Origin of the sequence: Nocardia sp. NPDC052112 (genome assembly GCF_040680135.1) — a bacterium.
Classification (GTDB): domain Bacteria; phylum Actinomycetota; class Actinomycetes; order Mycobacteriales; family Mycobacteriaceae; genus Nocardia.
On the sequence record NZ_JBFAWD010000011.1, the window covers coordinates 150895 to 176548 of the forward strand.

Sequence of the window (25654 nt, forward strand, 5' to 3'; positions counted from 1 at the left end):
CTACGCAGGAGGTGTTATGAGCAGCGATGCCATCGGGGTCGATGGTCGGCGTGACGCCGTGGATTTCACACTGCTGCCCGATCTGGCGGTCCGCCCGCTCGGCGGCTCGGTCATCTGGGCCAACGACGAATTCTTCGCGGAGAAGGAGAATTTGATCAATCCGGGTCCGTCGGAATACCGACCGTCGACCTTCGGACACAAGGGCCAGATCTACGACGGCTGGGAAACCCGCAGGCACCGCGGCCGACCCGGCGACGATTCGGCCATCGTGCGCCTGGGCGTCCCCGGCGTGGTCCGCGGCATCGTGGTGGATACCGCCTGGTTCAAGGGCAACTATCCGCCCGCGGTTTCGGTTTCCGCACTCGAGATCGACGGCTATCCGCCCGCGGACACCATTGCCGTTCGCGACGACTGGGTAACCTTGATCGACCGCGCCCCGATAACCGGCGACAGCCGCAATCGGTTCTTGATCGAGAACGAAAACCGTTGGACCCATGTGAAACTCACCATGCACCCGGACGGCGGAGTCGCCCGGCTGCGCGTACACGGCGAGGGCAGGCCCGATCCGAGGCTGCTCGGCCTCGGCCCGCTGGACCTGGCGGCACTGGAAAACGGCGCCCTGGTCCTGGATTGCTCCAACCGCTTTTACAGTTCGCCGAATCAACTGCTCTACCCGGGGCTGGCGCGAAAAATGGGCGACGGCTGGGAAACCGCCCGCCGCCGCGACGACAGCAATGACTGGGTGCGCATCCGACTGGCCGGACCCGGCCTCATCCGCCTCGCCGAGATCGATACGTCGTATTTCCTCGGCAATAGCCCCGGTTCGGCCCGGCTCACCGGCCGCACCACCGACGGCACCGAACTCGAATTGCTGCCGCGCACCGAATTGCTGCCCGATACCAGGCATCGCTTCGCGATCGCGCCGATGGCGGCCTCGGTCGAGGAGGTCCGGCTGGATATCTACCCGGATGGCGGGCTCGCGCGACTGCGGCTCTTCGGCGAACTGGGAGGCTGAGCCGGCATGAGCGAACGAGATTTCGTCGGATACGGCGCCACGCCACCGGATCCGCGGTGGCCGGGTGGTGCGAAGATCGCGGTCCAGTTCGTCCTCAATTACGAAGAGGGCGCGGAGCACAATGTGCTCGACGGCGATCCGCACTCGGAGACGTTTCTCTCGGAAATGACTCCCGCACAAGCCTTTCCGAATCGCCACATGAGTATGGAATCGCTGTACGAATACGGCTCCCGCGCCGGACTGTGGCGGGTCCTGCGCGCCTTCGAACGCCGCGACCTACCGCTGACCGTTTTCGCCGTCGCCCGTGCCATGCAGCGAAATCCGGAGGCGGTGGCCGCCTTTCGGGAACTCGGCCACGAAATCGCCAGCCACGGTCTGCGCTGGCAGTCCTACCAACTCACCGACCGCGACACCGAGCGCGAGCATATGGCCGAGGCGGTTCGAATTCTCACCGAACTCACCGGCGCGGCCCCGCTCGGCTGGTACACCGGCCGCGATTCCCCGCACACCAGGGAACTGGTGGTCGAACACGGCGGTTTCGTCTACGACTCCGACTCCTACGCCGACGATCTCCCGTACTGGGTCACCGTGCACGGCCGCAATCACCTGGTCGTTCCGTACACCCTCGACACCAACGACATGCGCTTCGCCTCACCCGCGGGTTTTCCGAGCGGCGACCAATTCTTCGCCCAGCTCCGCGACGCCTTCGACGTGCTCTATCGCGAAGGCGCGGAGGGCAGTCCGAAGATGTTGTCGATCGGTCTGCACTGCCGTCTGGTCGGCCGCCCGGCCCGCATCGCGGCTCTCGAGCATTTCCTCGACCATGTCCAGTCCCACAACGATGTCTGGATCACCCGGCGCATCGATATCGCCGAGCACTGGCGCCGTACCCACCCGGCCCCGATTGGCGTCCGATGACAGCGCCCACCGAAACCGGTGCGGGAATGGGCGGTTCGGATCGTTTCAGGAGAAAAGATCGCGGACGAACGGCAGCGAATCCGGCAGCGACGCGTTGACCGTCCCGTCGTGATCGTCGGGGTAGACGTGCAGTGTGACCGGCTGGCGGTTGGCCGTGAGCACCGCGGCGAACCGGAGCGTCTCCGGGGTGATCACATCGGTATCGCGCAGGCCCTGGCCCAGGAACAGCGGCCGGTCGTAACCGGATTCGGGCAGGCCGAGATATCCGGCCAGCAGTCCGTGCAGATTCGGAATCTGCGCGAGCGGGCGCGCGAACAGATCGCCGACCAGCACGCCGTCCGCGCCGAGCGCATCGGCCAGCGGGCTGACGCACATCTCGCGGGCCCGGATGAGCCAGTCGCGCCCGGAGTCGGTCAGGAAGGATTCGATATCCAGCTCCGGATAGATCGTGCGCAACCCGTTGAGGATGTAGAGCACATACGCGGTGCTGTGGCGGTTCACCGTGATCGGCGGCACCTGCGGGCCGAGCAACTGCAGAATGTCTTCGATGTACGCGGGCACGCCGGTGCCGACCGCGCCGCGGTAATCGAGTTCCGGTCCGCCGAATTCGGTCGCGTACCGGGCGGTGAACACGGCCGCGCCGCCGCCCTGTGACTGTCCGACGACCACCCATTTCCGCGCCAGCGACGAGTACTGCCTGGTGGCAGCCTTGACCGCGTCGACGACATTGTGCGCCTCGACGCGTCCATCGAGGTAGGGATGCTCGCCCGGCGTTCCGATTCCGGCATAGTCGGCGGCCACGATCGCGTATCCCTGGCGCAGCCAGGTCCCCAGATACGCCCAGTCCCGCTGGACCGCGGCGGGGCCGGCGATGCTGTAGGCGCAGTCGTCTCCGAGCCCGACCGTGCCGTGCGCCCACGCGATCACCGGCCAACCACCCGCGGGTGCCTCCCCGGGCGGAAAGTAGACCGCGGCGCTGGCCACCGTCGGCGCATCGTTCGTGGTGGTCGTCGCGTACAAGATGCGGCTGGAATCCGCCGAACCGGGTGGGGTGGCCGCCGCGGCCAGCGGCGCCACGGATTGCACTGCGCCCGGATCGGCGCCCGCCGCGGGCAGTTGCGGCAGCCCCAGACCACATACGACGGCAGCGATGAACCACAGTTTCCGCACAGAAGCTCCTTTCGGACGCTGGACGTCTGTCCGTGATGGACTCGGTCTGTCCGATCGAACCATTGCCGTCCCCTCTCGAGGTGGCGGAGGCCACACAGACGCTTGTGAAGGTGCTCACAACCCGGAATGTCGGGCGCGTCGGATGGCGACTCTTCGGCCGATCACAAACAGTACGGGCGTTACGCTAAAACCGCATGTCAGAGCTACCGGCGGGTAGGTTGCATGCGTGCAATTTGCAGGCAAATTTCGCAAAGTTGGCAAACACCTGTTGAAACCTAGCTCGGATTCACACTTGCAACAGGTAGACGGCTATTTCCTGGTGTGCCATCGTGTGGAAGTACACCCCATGGGCCTAGCAAGCCTGCAAATTGCCGCCACAGCAGTTCGAGCGCTGCTCGACCGTGGGGCACCGAAACGAAGAAGTGGAGTCAGAGATGTCGAACGTCGGCACCCCGAAGACCGCTGCGGAGATCCAGCAGGATTGGGACACCAACCCGCGCTGGAAGGGCGTCACCCGCAACTACACCGCCGAGCAGGTGTCGAAGCTGCAGGGCACCGTCGTCGAAGAGGCCACCCTCGCCCGTCGTGGCTCGGAGATCCTCTGGGACCTCGTGAACAACGAGGACTACATCAACTCCCTCGGCGCCCTCACCGGTAACCAGGCGGTCCAGCAGGTCCGCGCCGGCCTGAAGGCCATCTACCTGTCCGGTTGGCAGGTCGCCGGTGACGCGAACCTGTCCGGCCACACCTACCCGGACCAGTCGCTGTACCCGGCCAACTCGGTGCCGTCGGTGGTCCGCCGCATCAACAACGCGCTGCTGCGTGCCGACGAGATCGCCAAGGTCGAGGGCGACACCTCCGTCGCCAACTGGCTGGCCCCGATCGTCGCCGACGCCGAAGCCGGCTTCGGTGGCGCGCTGAACGCCTACGAACTGCAGAAGGCCATGATCGCCGCCGGTGCCGCCGGTGTGCACTGGGAGGACCAGCTGGCCTCCGAGAAGAAGTGTGGCCACCTCGGCGGCAAGGTGCTGATCCCGACCCAGCAGCACATCCGCACCCTGACCTCCGCGCGTCTGGCCGCCGACGTCGCCGACGTGCCTTCGGTCATCATCGCCCGCACCGACGCCGAGGCTGCCACCCTGATCACCTCGGACGTGGACGAGCGTGACCGTGAGTTCCTGGACGGCACCCGCACCGCCGAGGGCTTCTTCGGTGTGCAGAACGGCATCGAGCCCTGCATCGCGCGTGCCAAGGCCTACGCGCCCTACGCCGATCTCATCTGGATGGAGACCGGTGTGCCGGACCTCGAGGTCGCGCGCAAGTTCGCCGAGTCCGTCCGCGGCGAGTTCCCGGACCAGCTGCTGGCCTACAACTGCTCGCCGTCCTTCAACTGGAAGGCGCACCTGGACGACGCGACCATCGCGAAGTTCCAGCGCGAGCTCGGCGCCATGGGCTTCAAGTTCCAGTTCATCACCCTGGCCGGCTTCCACTCGCTCAACTACGGCATGTTCGACCTGGCCTACGGCTACGCCCGCGAGGGTATGACCGCCTTCGTCGATCTGCAGGAGCGCGAGTTCAAGGCCGCCGCCGAGCGTGGCTTCACCGCCATCAAGCACCAGCGTGAGGTCGGTGCCGGCTACTTCGACACCATCGCCACCACCGTGGACCCGAACACCTCGACGGCGGCCCTGAAGGGTTCCACCGAAGAGGGGCAATTTCACTAGCCGCGCCTTCGCGCGGCGTGTTCGCGGCCCCGAAGGCTCGCTTCCGAGCACTCGAGACTCGCGCCTTCGGCGCATGCGCTTCGAGTACTCGGAAGCGAGCCGGCCGCGAACGGTCGGTCGTAAGACTCCCTCCGTGGTTGTCGCTAAGGCAGTTTCGGAGCTTGAACCGGGTGCTCGCTTCAGGGAATGAGGTTTTCCCGACGTGAATACCGCTAATCCTCTACTCCAGTAGGGGTGTACCGCCCTCCCCGCTGAACAGCCCCAGCGGGGAGGGCATCCCTATACCTTGGACCATCGAGGGCGCGCTCACATCCGAGCGTCCTTCGCCACCAGCCACCCGACAGCCAGACAAAAACAGCAGGAGCGGGACGTGAGCAGCGAGAAGATTCAGCGCGTCGGCATCATCGGTGCCGGACAGATGGGTGCGGGAATCGCGGAGGTGTGTGCCAGGGCGCATATCGACGTGCTCGTCTACGAACAGACTCGGGAACTAGCCGCGGCGGGCCGCGCTCGCATCCTGCGCTCGCTGGACCGTGGCGTGAGCAGCGGCAAGATCACCGAGCGCGAACGCGAACAGGCCGCGTGGCGGCTGCGGTTCACCTCCGACCTCGGCGATTTCGCCGACCGCCAGCTGGTGGTCGAGGCAGTGCTCGAGGACGAGAAGGTGAAGACCGCCATCTTCGCCGAACTCGACAAGGTCGTCACCGATCCGGACGCGGTGCTGGCCTCCAACACCTCCTCCATCCCGATCATGAAGATCGCCGTCGCCACCGCCAATCCGGAGCGCGTGGTCGGCATGCACTTCTTCAACCCGGTGCCGGTGCTGCCGCTGGTCGAGCTGGTCACCACGCTGAAGACCAGCGAGGCGGTGTCCGCGCGCGCGGAGGCCTTCGCCAGCGATGTGCTCGGCAAGCAGGTCGTGCGCTCGGCCGACCGCTCCGGCTTCGTGGTGAACGCGCTGCTGGTGCCGTACCTGCTCTCGGCCATCCGGATGGTCGAATCCGGCTTCGCCACCAAGGAGGACGTCGATAAGGCGATGGTGCTCGGCTGCGCCCACCCGATGGGTCCGCTGGCACTGACCGACCTGGTCGGTCTCGACACCGTGAAGTCCATTGCCGACTCCATGTACCAGGAGTTCAAGGAGCCGCTGTACTCGGCGCCGCCGCTGCTGATGCGCATGGTCGAGGCCGGACTGCTCGGCAAGAAGACCGGCGCGGGCTTCTATCAGTACAAGGTCTGATGCTGTGTTGAATTTGCCGCGCCTGCGGCGCGGCGTGTTCGCGGCCCCCTTCAGTCTCGCGTCCGAGCCGTCGAGACTCGCGACTTCGTCGCATGCGCTTCGACGGCTCGGACGCGAGACGGGCCGCGAACGGTCGCTCGTAAGACTCGCTCCGTGGTGGTCGGTGCTGGTGGGGCGTTCGGCACCTGATGTACACGCGCCAGACGGGGCCGGTCTCCGACTGCGGCGCGTGCGCTTCGACGGCTCGCACGCGAGACGGGCCGCGAAGGTCGCTCGTAAGACTCACTCCCTTGTGGTCGCTCAGGTGTCAACGGTCACTCGAGCGACCACCGCGGAGTCTGATCCTGCCGATGCTGTCAGCGGCATAGGCTGCAAGACAAGGTCGGGCCGTGACCAGCGGCTCGGCCGAAATACCGAGAGCGCAGTGCTGCCGCGGGGACTGGGTCGAGGACTCCGCGCAGGTGATCGAAAGGGACCCCGCTCATGGTCAACGTCACCGACGGTTTCGGATCCAGCATTCTCGGCTACCCGAGGATCGGGCCGCACCGGGAACTCAAGCGGGCCCTCGAGGGCTATTGGCGTGGTGGCGTTTCCCGCGACCAATTGCTCGCGGTTGGGCGCGATATCCAGCAGCGGCAGTACAGCGGGCTGGCCGCCACCGGTCTGACCCAGGTGCCTGGCAATACCTTCTCCTTCTACGACCACGTTCTCGACAATGCGCTGCTCTTCGGTGCGGTGCCCGCACGGTTCAAGCCCTATCAGGACGAGCTGCACCCGCTGGACTTCTATTTCCTGATGGCGCGCGGTCGTCCGGACCTGCCGCCGCTGGAGCTGGTGCGGTTCTTCGGTACGAATTACCACTACCGCCAGCCCGAACTCGACGAGAACACCGAATTCTCGCTGCACCCCGAGGCTTTGCTCGACGAATGGGATCGCGCCAGGGCCAGCGATATCGAGCTGCGCCCGGTGGTGCTGGGTCCGGTGTCGCTGCTGCTGCTGTCCAAGGCGGGCCATATCCCCGGTGAGGCAGGCGGTTTCGACACCCTCAACCTGTTGGACAAGCTGCTCCCGGTGTACGAGGAGCTGTTCGAAATCCTCGCCAAGCGCGGGTCGACCTGCGTGCAGTTGGACGAGCCCTGCTTCACCAGCGAGCGCAACTCGGCCGAGCTGGCGGCGTTCGAGCGAGCCTACCAACGACTTTCGACGTCGGCGCTGCGGCCGCGCATGCTGGTCACCGGACAATACGGTGATTTCGGTGAGGCGCTGCGGATCCTGGCCGAAACCAATATCGAGGCCATCGGATTGGATCTGGCCAGCTATCGGATCCAACCAGAAGAGCTCGCGCAGATTCCGGGCATTCGGCGTAAGCGCCTGTACGCGGGTGTGATCAGCGGCCTCAATGTGTGGCGCGCGGACCGCTATGTGACGCTGGAATACCTCAACGAATTGGCGAAGGTGTGTCCCGATCTCGTGGTGTCCACCGGCACGACACTGCTGCACGTGCCCTATGACGTGCTCGCCGAATACGATATCGAGGGCAATGTCGCTGACCGTCTCGCCTTCGCACAGCAGAAGGTGGGCGAGGTGGTTTCGCTCGCGAAAGCCCTTACCGAGGGGCCCTCGGACAAGTGGCGCAAGCGGCCCACCGAGGTGCACTTCAAGCAGAAACATGCGGTGCGGCAACGGGTTTACGCCATCACACCCGATATGCGCGCGCGCGAACCGTATGAGGTGCGCCGCGATGCCCAGCAGCGCAAGCTGAATCTGCCGCTGGTGCCCGCGACCACGCTGGGTTCCTTCCCGCAGACGGACAAGATCCGTCAGGCCCGCTACGACCTGGGCCAGGGCAAACTGTCCTACGACGAATACCGCAAGAAGATCGAGGCCGAGATCGAGGCCACGATCCGCCTGCAGGAGGACATCGGCCTCGATGTGCTCGTGCACGGTGAGCACGAGCGCAACGACATGATCCAGTACTTCGCCGAGTTGCTCGATGGCTTCGCGACTACCCACTTCGGTTGGGTGCAGGTGTACGGATCCCGTTGTGTGCGACCGCCGATCATCTACGGTGATGTTTCCCGGCCCGCGCCGATGTCGGTCGAGTGGATCAGCTATGCCCAATCGTTGACCGATAAGCCGGTCAAGGGCATGGTCACCGGTCCGGTCACCATGATCGCGCGCTCTTTCGTGCGGCAGGATCAGCCGCTGTACGAGACCGCGGATCAGGTCGCGCTGGCCGTTCGCGATGAGGTCGTGGATCTCGAACGGGCCGGGATTTCGATCATCCAGGTCGACGAGCCCGCCATCCGCGAACTGCTACCCATGCGTCCGCAGGGGCGCGCCGAATATCTGCGCTGGGCGGTCGCGGCATTCCGCCTGGCCACCTCCGGCGTCAAGCCGGAGACCCAGATCCACACGCATATCGGCTACTCCGGTCGCACCGAAGTGGTCGACGCGATCGAAGAGCTCGATGCCGATGTCACCGCGATCGTCGCGACCCGCTCGATCGAATGGGTGTTGAAGGCGCTCAAGGAGGATTCCGCAACGGGGCACGGCCTGAGTCACGGCGTCGGTCCCGGTGTCTACGAGAGTCGTTCGGCGCGGATTCCGGACATCGATGAGCTCGATGAATTGCTCACGGCCGCCGCCGAAGCCGTCAGTCCGGAACGTCTGTGGGCGAATCCGGACGGCGGTCTGAAGACCCGCCACTACTGGCAGCTGGAGCCCTCGCTGCGCAATATGGTCGCGGCCGCGCGTCGCGTTCGTCGGCGGGCCACACTGCCGGAGTAATGCCGGAGGCGAAGGCCGCCGCCATGTCTCGGGACGTGGCGGCGGCCTTTTCGGCTCGGGGGATGGATGCCATTTCAAATCGGTACAGTACGTACCGTATCGTTGAGATATGGCTGAGCAGACATGGCCCGAGTCGTTGCCGGTGGCCCAGGTTCGAATTGCCAGGCCCACCAATCGGTTGGTAGAGGTCGTGCGGTTCTACGTCGAGGGGTTGGGACTGCGCGAGCTCTACCGATTCGAAAATCACGCGGGCTACGACGGTGTAATGCTCGGGTTGCCGGGCACCGGATATCACCTGGAGTTCACCACCCACGTGGACGGCAGTCCCGGCGATGCGCCGAGCGCGGAAAACCTACTCGTGCTCTACTTTTCGACCGAAACCCAGATGTACGACGTCGCAGAGCGCCTCGGCGAATTCGGTGTCGAGCCGGTGCCCGCCGAGAACCCGTACTGGGCGGCTAACGGCGGCCTGACCTTTCCGGATCCGGACGGCTGGCGAGTTGTCCTGATGCCACGACCGGTTTTCTGATGCCGGGACGCGCCCGCGAGGACCGCATCGACTCCGCGGTGCTCGCCGCCACCCGAGAGCTGTTGGGCGAGAACGGTTATGCCGAAATGTCCATCGGCCAGGTGGCGGCCAGAGCCGGTCTGCACCGCCCGGCGATCTACCGTCGCTGGCCCTCGAAACGTCACCTGGTCGTCGATGTCGTCGCCGACCTATTGGGTTTGCAACCGACACCGAATACCGGCGACCTGCGCGCCGATCTGACCGCCGCAATGCGCAACCTGGTCGCCGCGCTACGCGATACCTCGCTGAGCCACGTACTACCGGCGTTGGTGGCCGATCTCGCCAACGACCCGGAGCTGCGCGCGCATTTCCTGGCAACGGTATTCGAACCACGCAGGCGAACCACCGCGATCGCCCTGGAGTCGGCGATCCACCGAGGCGATATCGATCCCGATATCGATCTCGATTTCGTCCTCGACGCCGTCGCCGCGCCGATCTACTACCGCGCCCTCTTCGGCCATCTCCCCCTGACCGACTCCCTAGCCGCCCAGTCCGTCGACAACCTGCTCCGTGCCATAGCCCGCTGACCGGAATGGTCGGCCGCCTGCCGGTGTTGGTCCGTTGAACCGGGCACCCCGTCCACCATCCGGGCATCCGGTGTGCAGGGTGCCCGGTGCATAGACGGGGTGCCCCATATGAACTCTGTTAGGACGCCGGAATCGGGAGTGCCATGCGTTTGGGAGAAGTGGTCGAGGAGGGGAGCGCGCTTCGGGTCGGGATCGCACCGCACCGGTTGTGGCCGGACAATGCGTTCGAGATCGACGACGTTGTCGAAACCGCGCGTACCGCAGAGCAATTGGGGTTCGACCGCATTGTCGCGGGGAGTCATGTGCTCGCCGGCGACCTGGGGGTCACGCATGAGCCGTTGATCCTGCTGTCGGCGATCGCGGGTGCGACCTCGCGCATCGGCATCGCGACCAGTGTGCTGATCTTGCCGCTGTACAACCCGGTCGTGCTGGCCCATCAGACCGCGACACTCGACCGGCTCTCGCGTGGTCGGTTCGCGCTCGGCGTCGGAACAGGTTGGGACCGGTCCGAATTCGATGCGGTCGGGGTGTCGTTCGGGGAACGTGGCCGGCGCACCGACGCGCATTTGGCAGTGCTCACGTCGTTGTGGCGGGGTGATTCCGAGCCGCGGATCGGTGTCGCGCCGCGCACGGCCGATGGACCACCGGTGTGGGTCGGTGGGCGCAGCGATGCAGCACTGCGCAGAGCCGTGCGCTTCGGCAGCGCATGGCACGGTCCCGTCGCCGATCCCGCCGAACTGGACCGAATCCGCAGGCAACTCACCGAACTCGCCGCAGCATCCGGCATCGAGCGGCAGCCGCTGCGAGTGACCTCGGTGGCCTTCGTGGTCCCACCTGGATTCACCGCCATCGACCGCGATCCGGGACGGCTGCTCGGTGGCGGGCAGCCGACGGCCGCGAGCATTGTCGACGAACTCGGGGCGCTGCACGAAGCCGGACTCCACGCCTGCTCGATCTGGCTGCCGGTACCCGGTCCCGCATTCGCCGACGCCATGGCTTGGGTGGCCCAGGAAGTGCTGCCGGAGCTCCGCTGACGCCGCTGGTCTCAGCTGAGCGCAGAGACCGCGAACATGAATGTCGCGCCGGTGACGGTGCAGGCGAGGGTCAGGCGGGAGGGGTGTTCGGCGTGGGCCTCGGGGAGGATATCGGCGGTGGCGAGGTAGAGCAGGAATCCGGCGAAGTATCCGAGGTAGAGGCCGACGGTCCCCGCCGGAACCCGGATGACGGTGCCGACTATCGCACCGATGACCGGGGCGATCGCGTCCAGGGCGAGCAGGATCAAGGCGCGTCTGCGGGCCGAGCCGTAGAGCGTGGTGATGGTGAAGGTGTTGAAGCCGTCGGCGAAATCGTGACAGATGACGGCGATGGCGACCGCGATACCGACGGTGGCTCCGGCCTGGAAACCCAATCCGATGCCGAGACCGTCGAGGGTGCTGTGGAAGATCAGCCCGGCCGCCGCGACCAGCCCGACCGATTCGAAACCGTGCTTGTGCGAACCGAATTCGCCTTCATGACCGGTATGGATGGCGACCGCGCGCTCGATGACGTGGATGGTGAGAAAGCCGATGACGGTGGCGACCAGCGCAGCCGGAAGGCCGAGCACGCTATCGCCCGACTGCTCCAATGCCTCCGGTAGCAGGTCGAAGAACACCACACCCAACAGGACACCTGCCGCCAGCCCCAGCACGAGATGCTTGCGGTCGCCGATCCGCACCGCCACCAGCCCGCCGACCAGCGTCGAGCACATCGATACCAATGCAAGCAGAATCGCCACCGGTCCAGCATCTGCCACCGAAACCGACGGCGCTGCGATATACGCACATCGGGTTCGCGGTCGGTTCGCCACGAGGTCTGGTGACGTGCGGTTTGCGGGATCAGTGGGGGCGGTGCGCGGGCGGGAGCAGCGTGCCGAGGGTGTGCAGGCCCGCGGTGATATCGGTGGCGGTCGGGGCATGGTCCGGGTCGACCAGGTGTTGGATCAGCAGGCCGCCGATCATGGTTTGCAGGATCGCGCCGAGTCGCGGGTCCTGGGCGTCCGGCCCGAAGAAGTCGGATAGCTCGTCGCGTGCCTCGGCCTGAGCTGTGCCGAGTTCGGTGCGCAGTTCGGGGGAGTGCAGCGCCTGGGTCAGGGTTTCGACATTGGCCGACCAGAGGGCGCGATCCTCGGTGAACGAGGTGATCAGCCGCTGGAGGAAATCGCGTAGACGGGCGGCCGGATCCTCGGCATCGTGGGCGCGCAGCGATTCGAGAATCTGCTGCACCGCATCCGCGCTCGATTCCATCATCGCCTGGTAGAGCAGCTTGTCGCGGGTGCCGAAGTGATAGTTGATGGCAGCCAGATTGCTGCCGGAGGCGGCCACGATATCCCGCACGGTGGTGCGTGCATAGCCGCGTTCGGCTAGACACTGTTTGGCCGCTGCGAGCAGATCTTCTCGGGTTCCCACCCCATCAGCGTGGCATACGTCCGTTTGTGACGCACGTTTCAAACAATCGTCTCTGACAAATGTTTGAAACATCTGTATGTTGAGGGCGTAGCCTGCTCCACCACACGGAAGTACGAGACGACCAATGACCGCACAGCGACGGCTTTCTCCGTTCGAGCTCACCTTCTTCGGCTCCGAAACCCGCCTCGGCAGCGTGCCGACCGGCGGTATGCCGCTTTTCATCGGATCCACCGTGCACGGCCTGCTGGATATCGAGATCCTGCGCCGGGTGCTCGACGAACTTGCGGCTCGGCATCCGCTGCTACGCACCAGGCCGGAGGCCGATGCCGATGGCACGCGGTATCTGCGCAGGGACGACACCTACCGGCCGCGTCTCGAGATCGCCGATGGCGGTGAAGCCGAATACCTGAATCTGGTCAATGGACCCCGGGATTGGCGCGACGGCCTATTCCGCGCCCATCTGCTCCGCGACGGTGACCGCGATCGGATCGTCCTGGTCATCCATCACGGAATCGCCGATGGCAGATCGGCTTTCGCGCTGCTGGCGCAGCTGTGGCAGCGTTACACCGCACATGCGACGGGAACCGCACTGCCGCAGTCGGATTTCGATCACGACTTGCCCGATAGCATTGATACCCAACTCGCCGAGGTTGTCTCGGATGTCGAAGTCACCGGGTGGCTCGACCAAATCCGGGCCGCGGCCGCGACAATGGGTCCGGAATCGGCTCCGCATAACTTACCGATCGACGGTGACGGGTTCGGCAACGATCCACTCGGCCGATTCGCGGTGCAGCGAATCGAATTGGATACCACGGAAACCCAGCACATGGTCGACACCGCTCGCGCACAAGGGCTTTCGGTCAACAGCCTGCTCGGCGGCGCCGCACTCGTCGCGATCCGTGCCCAGCTCGAACCCGCGACGGGAGGGCTCCCGGTATTCTGCGGCCACGCGGTGGATGTGCGATCCGAGCTGAACCCGCCGCTGCCCGCGGATACGATCCTGAATTGCGCTTCCGGCGTAGGCACCGCCGCGCTCGTCGCCGAGGACGCGGGGCCGATCGACATCGCACACGAGGTGGCTGCCGGCATGGCGGCCGCACTGGAGCAGCGCGAAGCCCCCATCTTCCTACTCGCCTCGCAGCGCGTCCAGGACGAGACGACCGCCACGGTCCTCGCGGCCGCGCCAACGGTCGCGATCTCCAATATCGGCCGCTTGCCCGCACATTCGACCCCCGAAGGTATCCGCCACATTCGCGACGATGTCTACGCCATGGGCCCCGGCATGCCGCCGAAGCTCACCGTTTTCACCGTCGGCGGGCGCCTGACCATCCAGGTCGAATACGACACCGCCCTGTACAGCCGCGCCCAGATGGGCAAGGTCGGTCTGGCGCTGATCGACGCACTGCAAGGCATGCGCGCCGCATGATCACTCCGGTGGTCGACCGCTGCCGGTGAGGCGAATGGTCAACTGGCGAGTCCACTTTCGCTGTTTCTTCGGCGGCCGCTCGGGCCCTTCGGAATCGCCGTCAGCCTCGACCTCGTAGCGACGGATGTAGGCGCCCGCGAACGCCTGCACCGTCGCGGTGACCGGAATCGCCAGCAGTGCACCGGTCGGCCCGAGTATCGCCGCACCCGCTATGACCGCGCCGAATGCGACGGCCGGATGCATATCCAGCGTGGTCGCGGTGATCCTCGGTTGCAGGACATAGTTTTCGAACTGCTGGTACACCACGATGAAGCCCAGAATCCACAGCGCGGTGGACGGGCCGTGCACCAGGGCGACGAGCACCGGCAGCGCACCGGCGAGATAGGTGCCGACGGTCGGAATGAACTGCGAGACAACGCCGACCCACAGCGCGAGGGCGAATGCGGACGGTACGTCGAGGATACGCAGCGCGACATAGTGTGCGATCGTCGAGCACAGTGCCAGCAGTGCGCGCGAATAGATGTAGCCGCCGGTCTTTTCGACGGCGATATCCCATGCACGCAATACATGTCGCTGGCGGCGCGGCGGCAGCAGCGAGCAGACCGCATTGCGGAAGCGCGGTCCGTCGGCGGCGAAGTAGTAGGTGAACAACAGGACGCCGAGGGCCTGGAAGATGGCACCGATCGCGGCGGTGCCGACACCCCAGGCATTACCCGCCAGCCCGACCAGATAGCGGTCGATGGTGGAACTCCACTCACCGAGATACTTCCGCAGATCGTCGCTGGACAGATGCGTCCTGAAGGTGCGATTGACCCAGTCGACGGCCTGATCCGCGTTGTCGGGTGCGTTCTTGACCAGGGTGGTGACCTGATCGACCAACAGTGCGCCGAGCGTCCACGCGAATGCGACGGTGCCGACGGCCAATACGAGGAAGACCAGTCCGGTCGCCAGCCCGCGTCGAACGCCGCGCGCGGCAAGCCAATTCACCGCGGGCTCGATGGCAAAGGCCAAGAACAGCGAAACCAGTAGTACCAGCAGGAAACCCTGCAGTTTCTGAAGAACCCAGAAGCCGAATACCAGTCCAGCCACCGTGGCCGCCGCGAGCAGGAACGCTCGCAGCAGCCACGGTGGCGGCCCCGCAGTCACATCGGCGGTGACCACCGCCGTTTCGGTGGGCGGGGATTGCTCTTCATCCGCAGACACACCGCCAAGCTACTGAACCGGCGACGAATCGGCGCAACGACACGGACTAGATGGTCGAGGCGTCGATGACGAACCGGTACCGCACATCACTCGCGACGACCCGGTCGTACGCGCCATCGATTTCGTCGGCCGAAATCAACTCGATCTCCGCACCGATCCCGTGTGCGGCGCAGAAGTTCAGCATCTCCTGGGTCTGCGCGATACCGCCGATATTCGAACCGGCCAGCGCGCGCCGGCGTCCGGTGATGGTGAAAGGCTTGATGCTCATCGGGTTCTCGGGCAGGCCGAGGATTACCAGGGTGCCGTCCAGCTTCAGCAGTCGCAGATAGTTGTCGATCGGCAGATCGGCCGAGACCGTATTGAGGATCAGATCGAAGCGGTTGCGCAGATCCCGGAAGGTCTGCTGATCGCCGGTCGCGTAGTAGTGGTGCGCGCCGAAGCGTTTGCCGTCGTCCTGCTTGCTGAGCGAATGGCTGAGCACGGTGACCTCGGCCCCCATCGCCGCGGCGATCTTCACCCCGACGTGCCCGAGTCCACCCATGCCGATGATCGCGACCTGCTTGCCCGGCCCCGCATTCCAGTGCCGCAGCGGAGAGAACAGCGTTATGCCCGCGCACAGCAGCGGCGCCGCGACATCGAGTCCGATGCCCTCCGGAATGGACAGCACGAAGTTCTCGGTCACCACGATCTGGGTCGAGTAGCCGCCCATCGTGTAGCCACCCGGTTGGATGGACGCGTCCACCGGGGAGTTGTAGGTCATGGTGGCCCTGTTGTCGCAGTACTGCTCCTCATTGGCCAGGCAGGGACCGCAGACACCGCAGGAATCGACCATGCAGCCGACGCCGACGCGATCGCCGACCCGATGCTTGGTCACCTCGGCGCCGACCGCGGCGACAATGCCCGCGATCTCGTGGCCGGGGACGCACGGGTATTTGGCGCCGCCCCACTCGTCGCGGGCGGTGTGGATATCGGAGTGGCAGATGCCCGCGTACTTGACATCTATCAGCACATCGCGCGGCCCGGGCGTGCGCCGCTCGATCGCGAGCTTTTCGAAATGCCCATCGGGCTCGGACATCGCATACGCGGCGGCAACGGTCATGCGTACATGCCTACCGTTGCATGCGCAGGTTTGCCAACCGCACCGCCGGAGCAATTGTGCGCGCCATTTTCTGATCTACCGCGTAGGTCTCCGGCCACAATGGAATTGGTCAAGGGCCCAGCCGGAGGCGGGAGAGCGGCATGGACGACGAGCGGCACCGCGTGCCCGAGGGGCGGCGAGTCGGCGGCGGGGGCGCGCTGGCGCTGTTCATGGCGTTGCTGCTCGCCGTCGCCGCATTCTTCGGCCTGCGCGGTGAACTGCCCGACTGGTCGTCGTCCTCGGGTGCGGACAACTCCCCGCCCGCTCTGCTCGAGCCGCTCCCGCCGCTGGATCCGGCGGCGGTGGCGCACACCGTCCAACCGGCGCTGGTGAATATCAGCACGTCCGCGTGGCCGTTCGGAGTCGGCGCGGCCGGATCCGGGATCGTGCTCACCGCCGACGGACAGGTGCTGACCAGCCATCACGTGGTCAAGGGCGCCGAAACCGTGACGGTCACCGATGTCGGCAACGGCACCGTCTACGACGCGACGGTGCTCGGCTACGACGCCGGTGCGGATATCGCGCTGCTGGAGCTCACCGGCGCCACCGATCTGACGATCGCGCGCATCGGACGCTCCGCCGAGCTGCGCGTACACGAGGAGGTACTGGCCATCGGCAATGCCGGCGGCGTAGGCGGCATTCCGACCTCGATCCGGGGCAATATCACCGATCTGAACAGTACGATCGTCGCGCTCAATTCCTCGGATCTGACCCGCAAAGCGCTGACCGGGATGGTGGAGATCGCGGCGCCGGTCACCGCCGGACAGTCCGGCGGCGCGCTCGCCGATCCGGGCGGTGCGGTGGTCGGCGTGATCACCGCCGCGTCCGGCGAGAGCGCACGCGATGTCGGGCACACGGCGAACGGCTACGCGGTTCCGATCGACACCGCGATGCGGGTGGTAGGCCAGATCCGTTCCGGTACGCCCACCGAAACCGTGCACATCGGACCGACCGCGACGCTCGGCGTACTGATCTCCGATGCGAGACCGAGCGGGGCACGGGTCGATGTCGCACTGTATGGATTGCCGGCCTATACCGCCGGGCTCACCGATGGTGATGTGATCACCTCGATCGACGGTCGTGACATCACCAGCGCGCAGGCGCTGCGGGCGGCGATCAATGTGCACAAACCGGATGACACTGTGCAACTGGGCGTTCTCGGTGTCGGCGGCGGGCAACGCACGGTGACCGTCGTGCTCGCGCTCGGCACACCGAACTAGACCAGCGACAGCCAGTAGTCCTGGAACTTCAGGAAGATCAGCAGCAGAACGACGGCGTAGAACACCGCGACGAAGGTCCACCGCCACTCGACGACGATCCGCATCGGCCCGCGCGCACCACCCCACACCTGTTCGGTGGCCACCGCGAGCAGCGGTGTGATGATCGCCCACACCACCATGCAGTAGGGGCACAGCGCGCCGATCCGATACAGGCTCTGGAAGATCAGCCAGCAGATGAAGATCGTGCCGAGCACGGTCCCCACCCAGAGTCCGCCCCAGATCCAGCGCGGAAAGCGCACATCGGCGACCGCGAGCACCGCCAGGGTGACCACCACCGAGAAGCCGACGATGCCGATGATCGGATTGGGGAATCCGAATCTGGCGGCCTGTTCGGTGGTCATCACACTGCCGCAGGACAGAATCGGATTGATGCTGCACGAGGGCCGGTAGTTCGGATCGGTGAACAACTTGAACCGCTCGATGGTCAGCGTGACCGAGGCCAGCCACCCGGCCAGCCCACCGATCAGCAGCACCCAGGCGGCCCTGGCGGAGGTGTTGTTCACTTGGCCGCAGCGGCCGCGATGATCGCTGTCATCGCGTCCGGCTTGAACTGACCGGATGGCAAGGCGAGGTCCTGGCTGTTCAGCTGGGTGCCGTTGACGAAGATCGTCGGGGTCGATTGGACGCCGCTGTTCAGCACGTCCTTGGTCTTGGCCCCGATGTACTTGTTGTAGCCGTTGTCCTTGATGCACTGCCCGACCGAATCCGGAACGCCGGCACTCTTCGCGATATCGATCAGCTGGTCATCGGTCAGACCCGCACTGCCCTCGGCGGGCTGCTGCTCGTACATGGTGGCCAACCAGCCGAGGTACTTCGATGGATCCGCCTCGGCGACGCAGTACGACGCATTGGCCGCGCGCGAGGAGTACTTCGTGGTGGAGGCCTTGTCCAGGAACGAGATGATGTTGTATTCGACGATCGCGGTGCCGTTGTCGACGGCATTCACGAGGGCCTGGGCGTTGGCGGCCTCGAAGCCCTTGCAGGCCGGGCACTGCAGGTCGGCGACGACGCGGACGGTGACCTTCGCATCGGGCTTGCCGATGCGGACGGCACCGTTATCGGTGATGGTCGCGGTGGCCCCGTTGGGCAGCTGGCTCGCGGTGGCGGCGATGGACGGGGTGGCGCCCAGATCGTTCTTGCCGGCGTTCTTCACCGCGATACCGATGCCGATCGCCGCGATGAGCCCGACCAGGACGACGGCCACACCCACCTGGATGAGGATCTTGCGGTTGCGGTCGGCGCGCTCCGCCGCCGCCAGCGGATTCGTCTTACCACCCGGTTTGTTGCTCACCGTGCGTTCACCACGCCTTTCGCTTGCCTGCCGGTTTCCTGCCGCCACGATGGTAGATCCAGAACTCCCCCGGGGCGTGGACGGGCACGGCGACATCATCCGTGGTCAACCTGAGAGGAACCTTGGTCAGGCCTCGGCGAGGCGGCGCTGTTGCTCCTCGATATCGAACTGGGCCGGTGGCCAGTCGAGTTTCAGCGCGTCGAGGGCGGCGATGAGCAGTTCGGTGACCGCGAGACGGGCGAACCACTTGCGGTCAGCCGGGATCACATGCCATGGGGCGTGGTCGGTCGAGGTGCGGTCCAGCATGACCTGGTAGGCCTGCTGATAGGCGGGCCAGTAGCCGCGTTCGTCGATATCGGCGGGATTGAACTTCCAGTACTTGTCCGGTCGGTCCAGACGTTCGCGCAGTCGCTTCTTCTGCTCGTCGAGCGAGACGAACATGGCGACCTTCACCAGCGTCGTGCCGTGGTCGATCAGTTCCCGCTCGAAGGCGTTGATCTCGTCGTAGCGCGGTTCCCATACCTCCGGCGGCACCAGATTATGCACCCGCGCGACCAGCACATCCTCATAGTGCGAGCGGTCGAAGACGCCGAGTTGGCCGCCGCGTGGCAGTGCCTTGCGGATGCGCCACAGATAGTGGTGGCTCTTCTCCTCCTCGGTCGGGACGCCGAAGGACGCGTGGTCGACGCCCTGCGGATCCACCGAACCGATGACGTGCCGGACGATGCCGCCCTTGCCCGCGGTATCCATCCCCTGCAGTATCAGCAGCACGCTGCGAGTGTCGCCGGAGCGGCCGCTGGCGAAGAGCTTCTCCTGCAGACCCGACAGCACGGTGGTGCGTTCGGCGAGCAGCTCCAAGCCCTCGCCCTTGTCACCTTTGAATCCGGGCGTACCGGCGGCGTCGAGCTCGGCGATGCGCAAACCATCGGCCCGCAGGGCCTCGATGGGCGGCAGAGACCATTTCTTCGCCATCGACATATCTTATGGCTGGATTTTTGGCCGCGCGGGCGCGGCGTGTTCGCGGCCCCCTTCGGTCTCGCGTCCGAGCCGTCGAGACTCGCGACTTCGTCGCATGCGCTTCGACGGCTCGGACGCGAGACGGGCCGCGAACCTCGCTCGCAAGACTCGCTCCGCGGTGGTTACTTATGGCGGGGTGTTCGGCACCTGATGTACACACGCCGGACGGGTGAGTCTCGTGCCTGCGGCGCATGCGCTTCGACGGCTCGGTTGTGTTCGATGGCGGCACCTTCGGCGCGGACGCGAGACGGGCCGCGAACGGGTCGTTCGTAATACTCGCTCCGTGGGGGTCGCGGATGCTCGGGCGTGGCGATTGTCGACCCTCCGGCCAAGGGGGTCAGTGGATCTGGGCCAGTCGGAGCAGTTGGTCGGCGAAATCCTCGTCGGTGACCGGGGTGAGCGTCAGCTCGTGCGAGGTGGTGAGCAGATAGCGTCCGTCGCCGGTGAAATCGAGCCAGCTGCGGTGCCGGGTGGGTGGCGACATCGGGTTTTCCGGTTCCACGGTCACGGTGATGAAGCCGCGACCGTCCACCGGTTTTCGGAGCGTTTGGCGGAAGCGGGCGGCGCGGCGATGGCCGTTGGTCGCGCTGTCGCCTTCCTCGGAGTTCAGTACCGCGTCCTGTGGCTCTCGCATGGGCGCGAGCTTGCCCGGCTCGGCCGAGCCGATGATCTCGATGAGGTGTTTGCCGAGGTTGCGGGCGTGGCACATGCGCACTGTCACCTTGTCGATATCGGCGATCAGGATGCCGGCGTGGTTGTGTACCACTGCGGCGAAGATCAGGATCCGTCTGGCGCCCGACTCACCGGAGACGGTGATGGTGGTGGCGTCGGTGCGGGCGCACAGCATGAGCGCGGCGGCCAGATCGGCATCGGCCTGGCGGGTGAAGCGCTGGGGTAGTCGCAGTGCGGTGTATTCGGATTCGGTGCGGACGGTGGCGGCGGGTGCCAGATTGACCGGGTAGGGGCGGCGGTCCAGACTCGTTTCGTTCTCCCAGACATGCGTGAATTCGTCCGGGGTGAATACCCATTTCACCGTGCGCCCCCGCTGCCGGCCTTCGGCCGCGCCATCTGTGGTCCATCGGGCGGTGGGGTGAATCGGGGGACATGGTCGCCGGATGCGGGCATGATCGGGGTGTAGACATAGGTCATCGTGTCCTGGACGTCGGCCTGCGCCGTAGCAGCGGCCATGTCGTGGTCCATCCTGCGTTGTCCGCCGTGGATCGCCTCGGCGGCCGGATCTTCTAGAGCACGATACTGCGGCGGCGGCGGAATCGCCGCTCGGATGGCCTGTGCCGCATCAGAATTGAGCTCCATCAGGCGTTGTACCGCGCGGCAGACATCGTGCGCCTCGGTACCGGCGCGGACGAATTCGCGGGTGGTGCGCAGCGCGGCATCGGCGGAACGGCCGGACCAGTGCGCGAATTCGCGATTGGTGGCATCGGAGAAGGCTTGGAATGCGTCGGCGATCGCGGCGGCATTGGCGCGCCAGGCATCGGCGACCCGGCCGAGGGCGGCCGGATCGATGACCTCGTGGACGAGATCCCAGATCTCCTGGTGCGAATAGGCGCCGAACAGTTCGCGCTCGGGTGCGTACGGGGAATCGGTTCCACCGCTTGCCGATCCGGCGGATGCGGCGACGGCGCGCTGCTGGACCCGAATGGCGTCGGCGGCTGCCCTGGTTACGGAATCGGCCATGGGTCAGTGATTTCCGTCGGCCGGTTCGCCCCGCGGCGACTCCAGGTAGTCGGTGATCAGTTGCAGCGCGGCTCGGTTCGCGGCCTCGGCATCCTCGAAGCGCTTACCCGCGGCCAGATACGCGGCCTTGTACAGCAGGGCGGTTTCCTGAAAAGCCGTGACCGTGTCGAGGAATTGAGTGCCCTTGTCGCCGAAGCCTTTTGCCAGGCCCTGTCCGGTCGGCAGGTTGGGGAAACCGGACACCTCGGTGACGAGATGTCCGGTAGCCGTAGCCTTTTGGAGGTCCTCGACGAGCTTGTCGCATGCGGCGGCGAGGTTTTCGGCGACATCCTCGGCCAATACGAAGGGTTCGCCGCCGCTGGTTCCGGTGGCGGCGGCATACAACTGCCTGGCCATCCGCTGACCGGTATCCGGTACCGCCATCTGGGTCGCCCCCTCACGTTCGGTCCACCCACCGCACTTGCGGGCACTTTACCGTTCGGCACCGACCGGTGTAACCCGCTTGTGCGATGCGCCCTCCCGATGGACGCCGCCTCGTGACAGCTACGTGCGCGCGACCTCGATGGTCATGCCCGCGGCGCGCAAGCGCTCGGTGAGTGCGTCGCCCATTGCGGACGCGGGGGTGAGAATGCCTGCCAGTTGGGGTTGTTCGGCACCGTCGAAGGCCAGGCAGAGTCCGGCCTGTCCGAGCATTACCGCGGTGGCCTGGTAGCCCGGATCGCCGGTGCCGGCGAAGGTCGCCACGTATTTCGCGCCCGACGAGGTGCGGGCGTAGGTCTTCATCGTGAACCAGCCACTGGTGCGCGCCTGCTCGCTCGGTCCCGTGCCGGGCTTGGGCACGATCCGGTCGAGCAGCTTGCGCCCCACCGCGACTCGCGACAGCACCGCACCAGCCGCCATCGTCGCCACGATGCCGCCCGCCATACCGGCGGCCACCAGCGGCGCCGCGGCCGACTTGCCCGCGTTCATCACCTCGCGGTAGCGGAAGTTCTTGCCGTAGACCCAGCCGAGCAGGCCATTGGTGCGGCGCACGATCTTGGTGTTGTGCGCGGCCATGACGAAGGTGCCGACCCACCCGTCCAGGCTCGGGTCGATACTGCTGGCGCGCTGCAGCGCCTGGTCGGTTTGCCGGCCCACATCGGGTTCCATCGACTTGTCCGGGCTGAGCGAGTACGGGTGGCTCATAACCGAACCCTTGGCCGGATCGGCCGCGATGGCCTCCATCATGGCCCGGCCCGAGTCGATGGTGCCGCCGCTCACCCCGCCCTTCAGCGATGCGATCAGGGTGGTGTCCTCGAGCTCGCCGGTATTGTCCGCGACTGTGCGCTTGTACAGCTGGTACACGCTCAGATCCGACGGAATCGAGTCGTAACCACAGGAATTCACGATCCTCGCGCCGGTCTGCACCGCCTGCTCGTGGTATCGGTCGATCGCCTCCCGGATGAACAGCGGCTCACCGGTGAGGTCGGCGTAGTGGGTCCCGGCCTTCGCGCACGCGGCCACCAGCGGCATGCCGTAGCGCAGGTACGGGCCGACGGTGGTCACCACGACCGTGGTCCGTGCCGCCAGTTCGTCGAGTGCGGTCTGGTCGGTCGAATCGGCGACCACCAGACCCCAATCCGCGGCGGCCGGGCCGAGTTCGTCACGGACCTTTGTCAATTTGTCGAGCGAACGTCCCGCCAGTGCGATGCGCGCCTCGGCGGGTGCCGCACCGAGCAGATACTGCGCGGTGAGCTTGCCGACGAAACCGGTTGCGCCGAAGAGCACCAGGTCGAATTCTCGGTTCTCTGCCATGATCTTCCGTTCGATAGCCGCTGTAGTGGATTATTTGGTCCCGGAACCGCGCGCCGCCGGCTTCTTCGCCCGGACCCGCGATTTCTTGGTCGGCGTCGGTTTGCGCTCGATCAGCCAGTCCCGGTGCGCCTTACCCAAATCGGTGACCGGCGCCTCGTCGTAGAGCCATTCGCGGGAGATCTTGTGCCAGTTGGCGGTGCATTCGAGCTGGCCGAGCATGCCGAAGGTGAGGAAGTCGGCACGCCGGGAGAACAGGTGCTCCGGCGGCAGATTCTGCTGTTTCATCCCGGCGAATTCACTGGCCCGCGGATCCACCGCGAGCAGAAACGCGCCGCTGGCCAGCTCCGGGGTAATGGTCAGTTCCTCGTCGACCAGGCACCATTCCGAGGCTGCGAGCACATATTCCAGGCATTCCTCGGCAGCGATCTCGTCCGGTGAGTCGATCACGCCGCGCTCGATCATCAACTGCCGCAGGTCTTCTGCTCGATCCTCGGCCGCCGCGCGCAGACAGATCGTCTCGAATCGGACATGTTCGGAATCCATCCGATTGAACAGGCCGAAATCGAGGAAGCCGACTCGACCGTCTTCGGAGAGCAACACATTTCCCGGATGCGGATCGCCGCAGAATTCGTTGAAGTTGAATAGCGAACCGACATAGAAGCGATAGATGATCTCGCCGATCCGATTGCGTTCGGCCGCGGGCAGCTGCCGGATCTCCTCGAATCCCTTGCCCGCCACATATTCACTGACCAGCACCCGCGTCGTACTGAGTTCGGGCAGCGAGCGCGGCACCACGATGAACGGATGTCCCGCGTAGAGCTCGGCGATCTGGAGTTGGGTAGCGGCCTCGGCGTGATAGTCGAGTTCGCTCTCCATATTCAGCCGCAGTTCGTCGAGTACGGCGGGCGTCACCCACGGCATGGCCGATTGCAGTACGCGCCGGAACATGGCCAGATTCTTGAGATCCGCGCGCACCGCCGCATCGATGCCCGGGTACTGCACCTTGACCGCGACCTGACGACCGTCGTGCAGCCGCCCCAGATACACCTGACCGATCGAGGCCGCGGCAATGGGCTCCGGCTGGAACTCGACGAACACCGCGTTCAGCGGCTGTCCGAAGTCCTCCTCGATCACCTGCCGCATCGATTCGAACGACACCGTCGGCGCGGCATTGCGCAGCACGGCGAGTCGTTTCTGGAAACGTTCACGATGGCTGTCGGGCACCAGATCGAGATCGAGCACCGACATCATCTGGCCGAGCTTCATGGCCACGCCCTTCATGGTCCCGAGGACCGTGACCACCTGCTCGGTGGTGCGGAGCATGGACTCCTCGGCCATCTTCGCGCGGACGGCCGCCGACCGGCCCCGCATCGATAAGCGTGTGCGCTGGGTTCGGATGACCGAACTGGCTGCCACCGCACCCAGCTTGGTGCCACGAGCAAGCCGAGACGTCGGCACTTGCTTCGCCATCGAGGTACCTCCATTGGTGCCAGCGGTCGGCGCGTCGGGCGCGCAGGCGGTAGGTCGCGTGCCCGCCAGCGCTCCGCGCAGACCGCCATCAGGCGCAGCGCGGGCCGGTGACGTGGGACACCCATGTACCGCTCGGGTTCAGAGTAGCCAACCTCGCGGCAATGTCGAGACCGCCGTCACTATTTCAGCTAGCGCCCCAGCTAGCGGCCTGTTAGCGCGCGAAGTCGGGCGATTGGTCGGTTGGCGATCACGAGCTAGCGCTCAGGTGGCTCCGGCAAGATGTGCGGCTGGGCGTTGAAGATGGCCCTGGAGCCGCCCGCGCGCGCCATCCCCTCGATGGCGCTCCAGGCCATCATGGTCAGGTAGTCGATGACTTCCTCGCGCGACATCGCCTTATCCGTGGTCCACCAGTGGGTCGCCAGCTGGATGCCGCCGACGAGCACATAAGACCACAGCTGCGCACCCTCGGTCTCGAAGCCGTGCTCGGCGCTGCGATCGATGATGACCGTGGTGACGACGTCGGCGAACAGCTTCTCGAATTCGGCGAGCGAGGACTGATCGGTCGAACCGTTGCCCATGATGAACCGGTAGACCTCGGGGTCCTCGTCGACCGTGCCGACGTAGGCGGCCAGCGCCGAACGCACCAGGTGGTACTCGTCCGCGTCGAGGCTGATCGCCTCGTACACCCGTGGCATCAGGGTGGTTTCGATGAACCGCTGCATGGTCGCGTGGACCAGGTCGTTCTTATCCGAGAAGTAGCGGTAGAGCACGGTTTTGGAGACGCCGATCTCCGCGGCGATCTCGTCCATGCCCGCATTGCTGCCCCGTGCGCGAATAGCCGCCAGGGTGCCATCGACCAGCTCTTCGCGACGGTCGATCTTGTGCTGCCGCCATCGGCGCTTGCGACCGTCCGTCCGGCCGGTGCGCACCGCCGCCGGTCGTTC

At 65.8% G+C, this 25654-nt stretch carries 24 protein-coding genes; 10 read left to right on the forward strand and 14 right to left on the reverse strand.

The annotated features are described in order from the left end of the window. Positions 1 to 16 precede the first annotated feature (16 nt). Positions 17 to 1015, forward strand: coding sequence for an allantoicase (alc, locus tag AB0L58_RS22520; RefSeq protein WP_364389441.1), 999 nt, complete (start codon positions 17 to 19; stop codon positions 1013 to 1015). Between the two features lie 6 nt (positions 1016 to 1021). Then, on the forward strand, positions 1022 to 1933 hold the full coding sequence (puuE, locus tag AB0L58_RS22525; protein WP_364389442.1) for an allantoinase PuuE: 912 nt from the start codon (positions 1022 to 1024) through the stop codon (positions 1931 to 1933). A 45-nt stretch (positions 1934 to 1978) separates the two neighbouring features. Here puuE and AB0L58_RS22530 read toward each other — a convergent pair whose 3' ends face one another. Beyond that, entirely contained in the window at positions 1979 to 3094 is a 1116-nt protein-coding gene (locus tag AB0L58_RS22530) for a lipase family protein (protein WP_364389610.1), read from the reverse strand. A 443-nt stretch (positions 3095 to 3537) separates the two neighbouring features. Between AB0L58_RS22530 and aceA the strand changes: the two genes are divergently transcribed. From aceA to AB0L58_RS22560, 6 genes are all read left to right on the forward strand, one after another. Continuing rightward, a complete protein-coding gene (gene aceA, locus AB0L58_RS22535) occupies positions 3538 to 4827 on the forward strand; it encodes an isocitrate lyase (protein ID WP_364389443.1) in 1290 nt (429 codons plus the stop codon). Positions 4828 to 5197: 370 nt separating this feature from the next. Then, the gene (locus AB0L58_RS22540; protein WP_364389444.1) at positions 5198 to 6067 is read left to right on the forward strand and encodes a 3-hydroxybutyryl-CoA dehydrogenase; all 870 of its coding nucleotides are present in this window, start codon (positions 5198 to 5200) and stop codon (positions 6065 to 6067) included. 483 nt (positions 6068 to 6550) lie between these two features. Beyond that, positions 6551 to 8857, forward strand: a complete 2307-nt coding sequence (gene metE / locus AB0L58_RS22545) for a 5-methyltetrahydropteroyltriglutamate--homocysteine S-methyltransferase (protein WP_364389445.1) — start codon at positions 6551 to 6553, stop codon at positions 8855 to 8857. A 109-nt stretch (positions 8858 to 8966) separates the two neighbouring features. Further along, entirely contained in the window at positions 8967 to 9386 is a 420-nt protein-coding gene (locus AB0L58_RS22550) for a VOC family protein (protein ID WP_364389447.1), read from the forward strand. Continuing rightward, the gene (locus tag AB0L58_RS22555; protein WP_364389448.1) at positions 9386 to 9952 is read left to right on the forward strand and encodes a TetR/AcrR family transcriptional regulator; all 567 of its coding nucleotides are present in this window, start codon (positions 9386 to 9388) and stop codon (positions 9950 to 9952) included. The genes AB0L58_RS22550 and AB0L58_RS22555 overlap by 1 nt, the downstream gene beginning before the upstream one ends. Before the next feature lie 143 nt (positions 9953 to 10095). Continuing rightward, positions 10096 to 10986 carry an LLM class flavin-dependent oxidoreductase gene (locus AB0L58_RS22560; RefSeq protein WP_364389449.1) on the forward strand — a complete coding sequence of 297 codons (891 nt, stop codon included), beginning with the start codon at positions 10096 to 10098 and terminating at the stop codon, positions 10984 to 10986. Positions 10987 to 10997: 11 nt separating this feature from the next. Here AB0L58_RS22560 and AB0L58_RS22565 read toward each other — a convergent pair whose 3' ends face one another. Next, positions 10998 to 11726 (reverse strand): ZIP family metal transporter, encoded by a 729-nt coding sequence (locus AB0L58_RS22565; RefSeq protein ID WP_364389450.1) that lies wholly within the window; start codon positions 11724 to 11726, stop codon positions 10998 to 11000. A 100-nt stretch (positions 11727 to 11826) separates the two neighbouring features. Then, a complete protein-coding gene (locus AB0L58_RS22570) occupies positions 11827 to 12396 on the reverse strand; it encodes a TetR/AcrR family transcriptional regulator (protein ID WP_364389452.1) in 570 nt (189 codons plus the stop codon). Between the two features lie 124 nt (positions 12397 to 12520). Here AB0L58_RS22570 and AB0L58_RS22575 point away from each other — a divergent pair, with 124 nt between their 5' ends. Further along, positions 12521 to 13822 carry a condensation domain-containing protein gene (locus AB0L58_RS22575; RefSeq protein ID WP_364389453.1) on the forward strand — a complete coding sequence of 434 codons (1302 nt, stop codon included), beginning with the start codon at positions 12521 to 12523 and terminating at the stop codon, positions 13820 to 13822. Here AB0L58_RS22575 and AB0L58_RS22580 read toward each other — a convergent pair whose 3' ends face one another. Together AB0L58_RS22580 and AB0L58_RS22585 are read right to left on the reverse strand one after the other, a co-directional pair. After that, positions 13823 to 15025: an AI-2E family transporter gene (locus tag AB0L58_RS22580; protein ID WP_364389454.1), complete on the reverse strand. Its 1203-nt coding sequence runs from the start codon at positions 15023 to 15025 to the stop codon at positions 13823 to 13825. A gap of 46 nt (positions 15026 to 15071) precedes the next feature. After that, positions 15072 to 16124, reverse strand: a complete 1053-nt coding sequence (locus AB0L58_RS22585) for an NAD(P)-dependent alcohol dehydrogenase (RefSeq protein ID WP_364389455.1) — start codon at positions 16122 to 16124, stop codon at positions 15072 to 15074. Between the two features lie 140 nt (positions 16125 to 16264). Here AB0L58_RS22585 and AB0L58_RS22590 point away from each other — a divergent pair, with 140 nt between their 5' ends. After that, on the forward strand, positions 16265 to 17383 hold the full coding sequence (locus AB0L58_RS22590) for a trypsin-like peptidase domain-containing protein (protein WP_364389456.1): 1119 nt from the start codon (positions 16265 to 16267) through the stop codon (positions 17381 to 17383). Here AB0L58_RS22590 and AB0L58_RS22595 read toward each other — a convergent pair. From AB0L58_RS22595 to AB0L58_RS22635, 9 genes are all read right to left on the reverse strand, one after another. Beyond that, a complete protein-coding gene (locus AB0L58_RS22595; RefSeq protein ID WP_364389458.1) occupies positions 17380 to 17946 on the reverse strand; it encodes a vitamin K epoxide reductase family protein in 567 nt (188 codons plus the stop codon). The two genes, AB0L58_RS22590 and AB0L58_RS22595, sit on opposite strands and share 4 nt — an antisense overlap. Further along, on the reverse strand, positions 17943 to 18734 hold the full coding sequence (locus AB0L58_RS22600; RefSeq protein ID WP_364389459.1) for a thioredoxin domain-containing protein: 792 nt from the start codon (positions 18732 to 18734) through the stop codon (positions 17943 to 17945). Before AB0L58_RS22600 ends, AB0L58_RS22595 begins: the two co-directional genes overlap by 4 nt. A gap of 126 nt (positions 18735 to 18860) precedes the next feature. Continuing rightward, a complete protein-coding gene (locus tag AB0L58_RS22605; protein ID WP_364389461.1) occupies positions 18861 to 19706 on the reverse strand; it encodes a polyphosphate kinase 2 family protein in 846 nt (281 codons plus the stop codon). 382 nt (positions 19707 to 20088) lie between these two features. After that, complete coding sequence (locus AB0L58_RS22610) at positions 20089 to 20784, reverse strand: ESX secretion-associated protein EspG (RefSeq protein WP_364389463.1); 696 nt, start codon at positions 20782 to 20784, stop codon at positions 20089 to 20091. Then, a complete protein-coding gene (locus AB0L58_RS22615) occupies positions 20781 to 21446 on the reverse strand; it encodes a hypothetical protein (protein ID WP_364389464.1) in 666 nt (221 codons plus the stop codon). Before AB0L58_RS22615 ends, AB0L58_RS22610 begins: the two co-directional genes overlap by 4 nt. A 3-nt stretch (positions 21447 to 21449) precedes the next feature. Then, positions 21450 to 21869, reverse strand: coding sequence for a hypothetical protein (locus AB0L58_RS22620; protein WP_364389466.1), 420 nt, complete (start codon positions 21867 to 21869; stop codon positions 21450 to 21452). Positions 21870 to 21989: 120 nt separating this feature from the next. Next, positions 21990 to 23240 carry a saccharopine dehydrogenase NADP-binding domain-containing protein gene (locus AB0L58_RS22625; protein ID WP_364389468.1) on the reverse strand — a complete coding sequence of 417 codons (1251 nt, stop codon included), beginning with the start codon at positions 23238 to 23240 and terminating at the stop codon, positions 21990 to 21992. Between the two features lie 30 nt (positions 23241 to 23270). Then, entirely contained in the window at positions 23271 to 24710 is a 1440-nt protein-coding gene (locus AB0L58_RS22630) for an AarF/ABC1/UbiB kinase family protein (protein WP_364389469.1), read from the reverse strand. 254 nt (positions 24711 to 24964) lie between these two features. Further along, positions 24965 to 25639, reverse strand: coding sequence for a TetR/AcrR family transcriptional regulator (locus AB0L58_RS22635; protein ID WP_364389611.1), 675 nt, complete (start codon positions 25637 to 25639; stop codon positions 24965 to 24967). Positions 25640 to 25654: the final 15 nt, after the last annotated feature.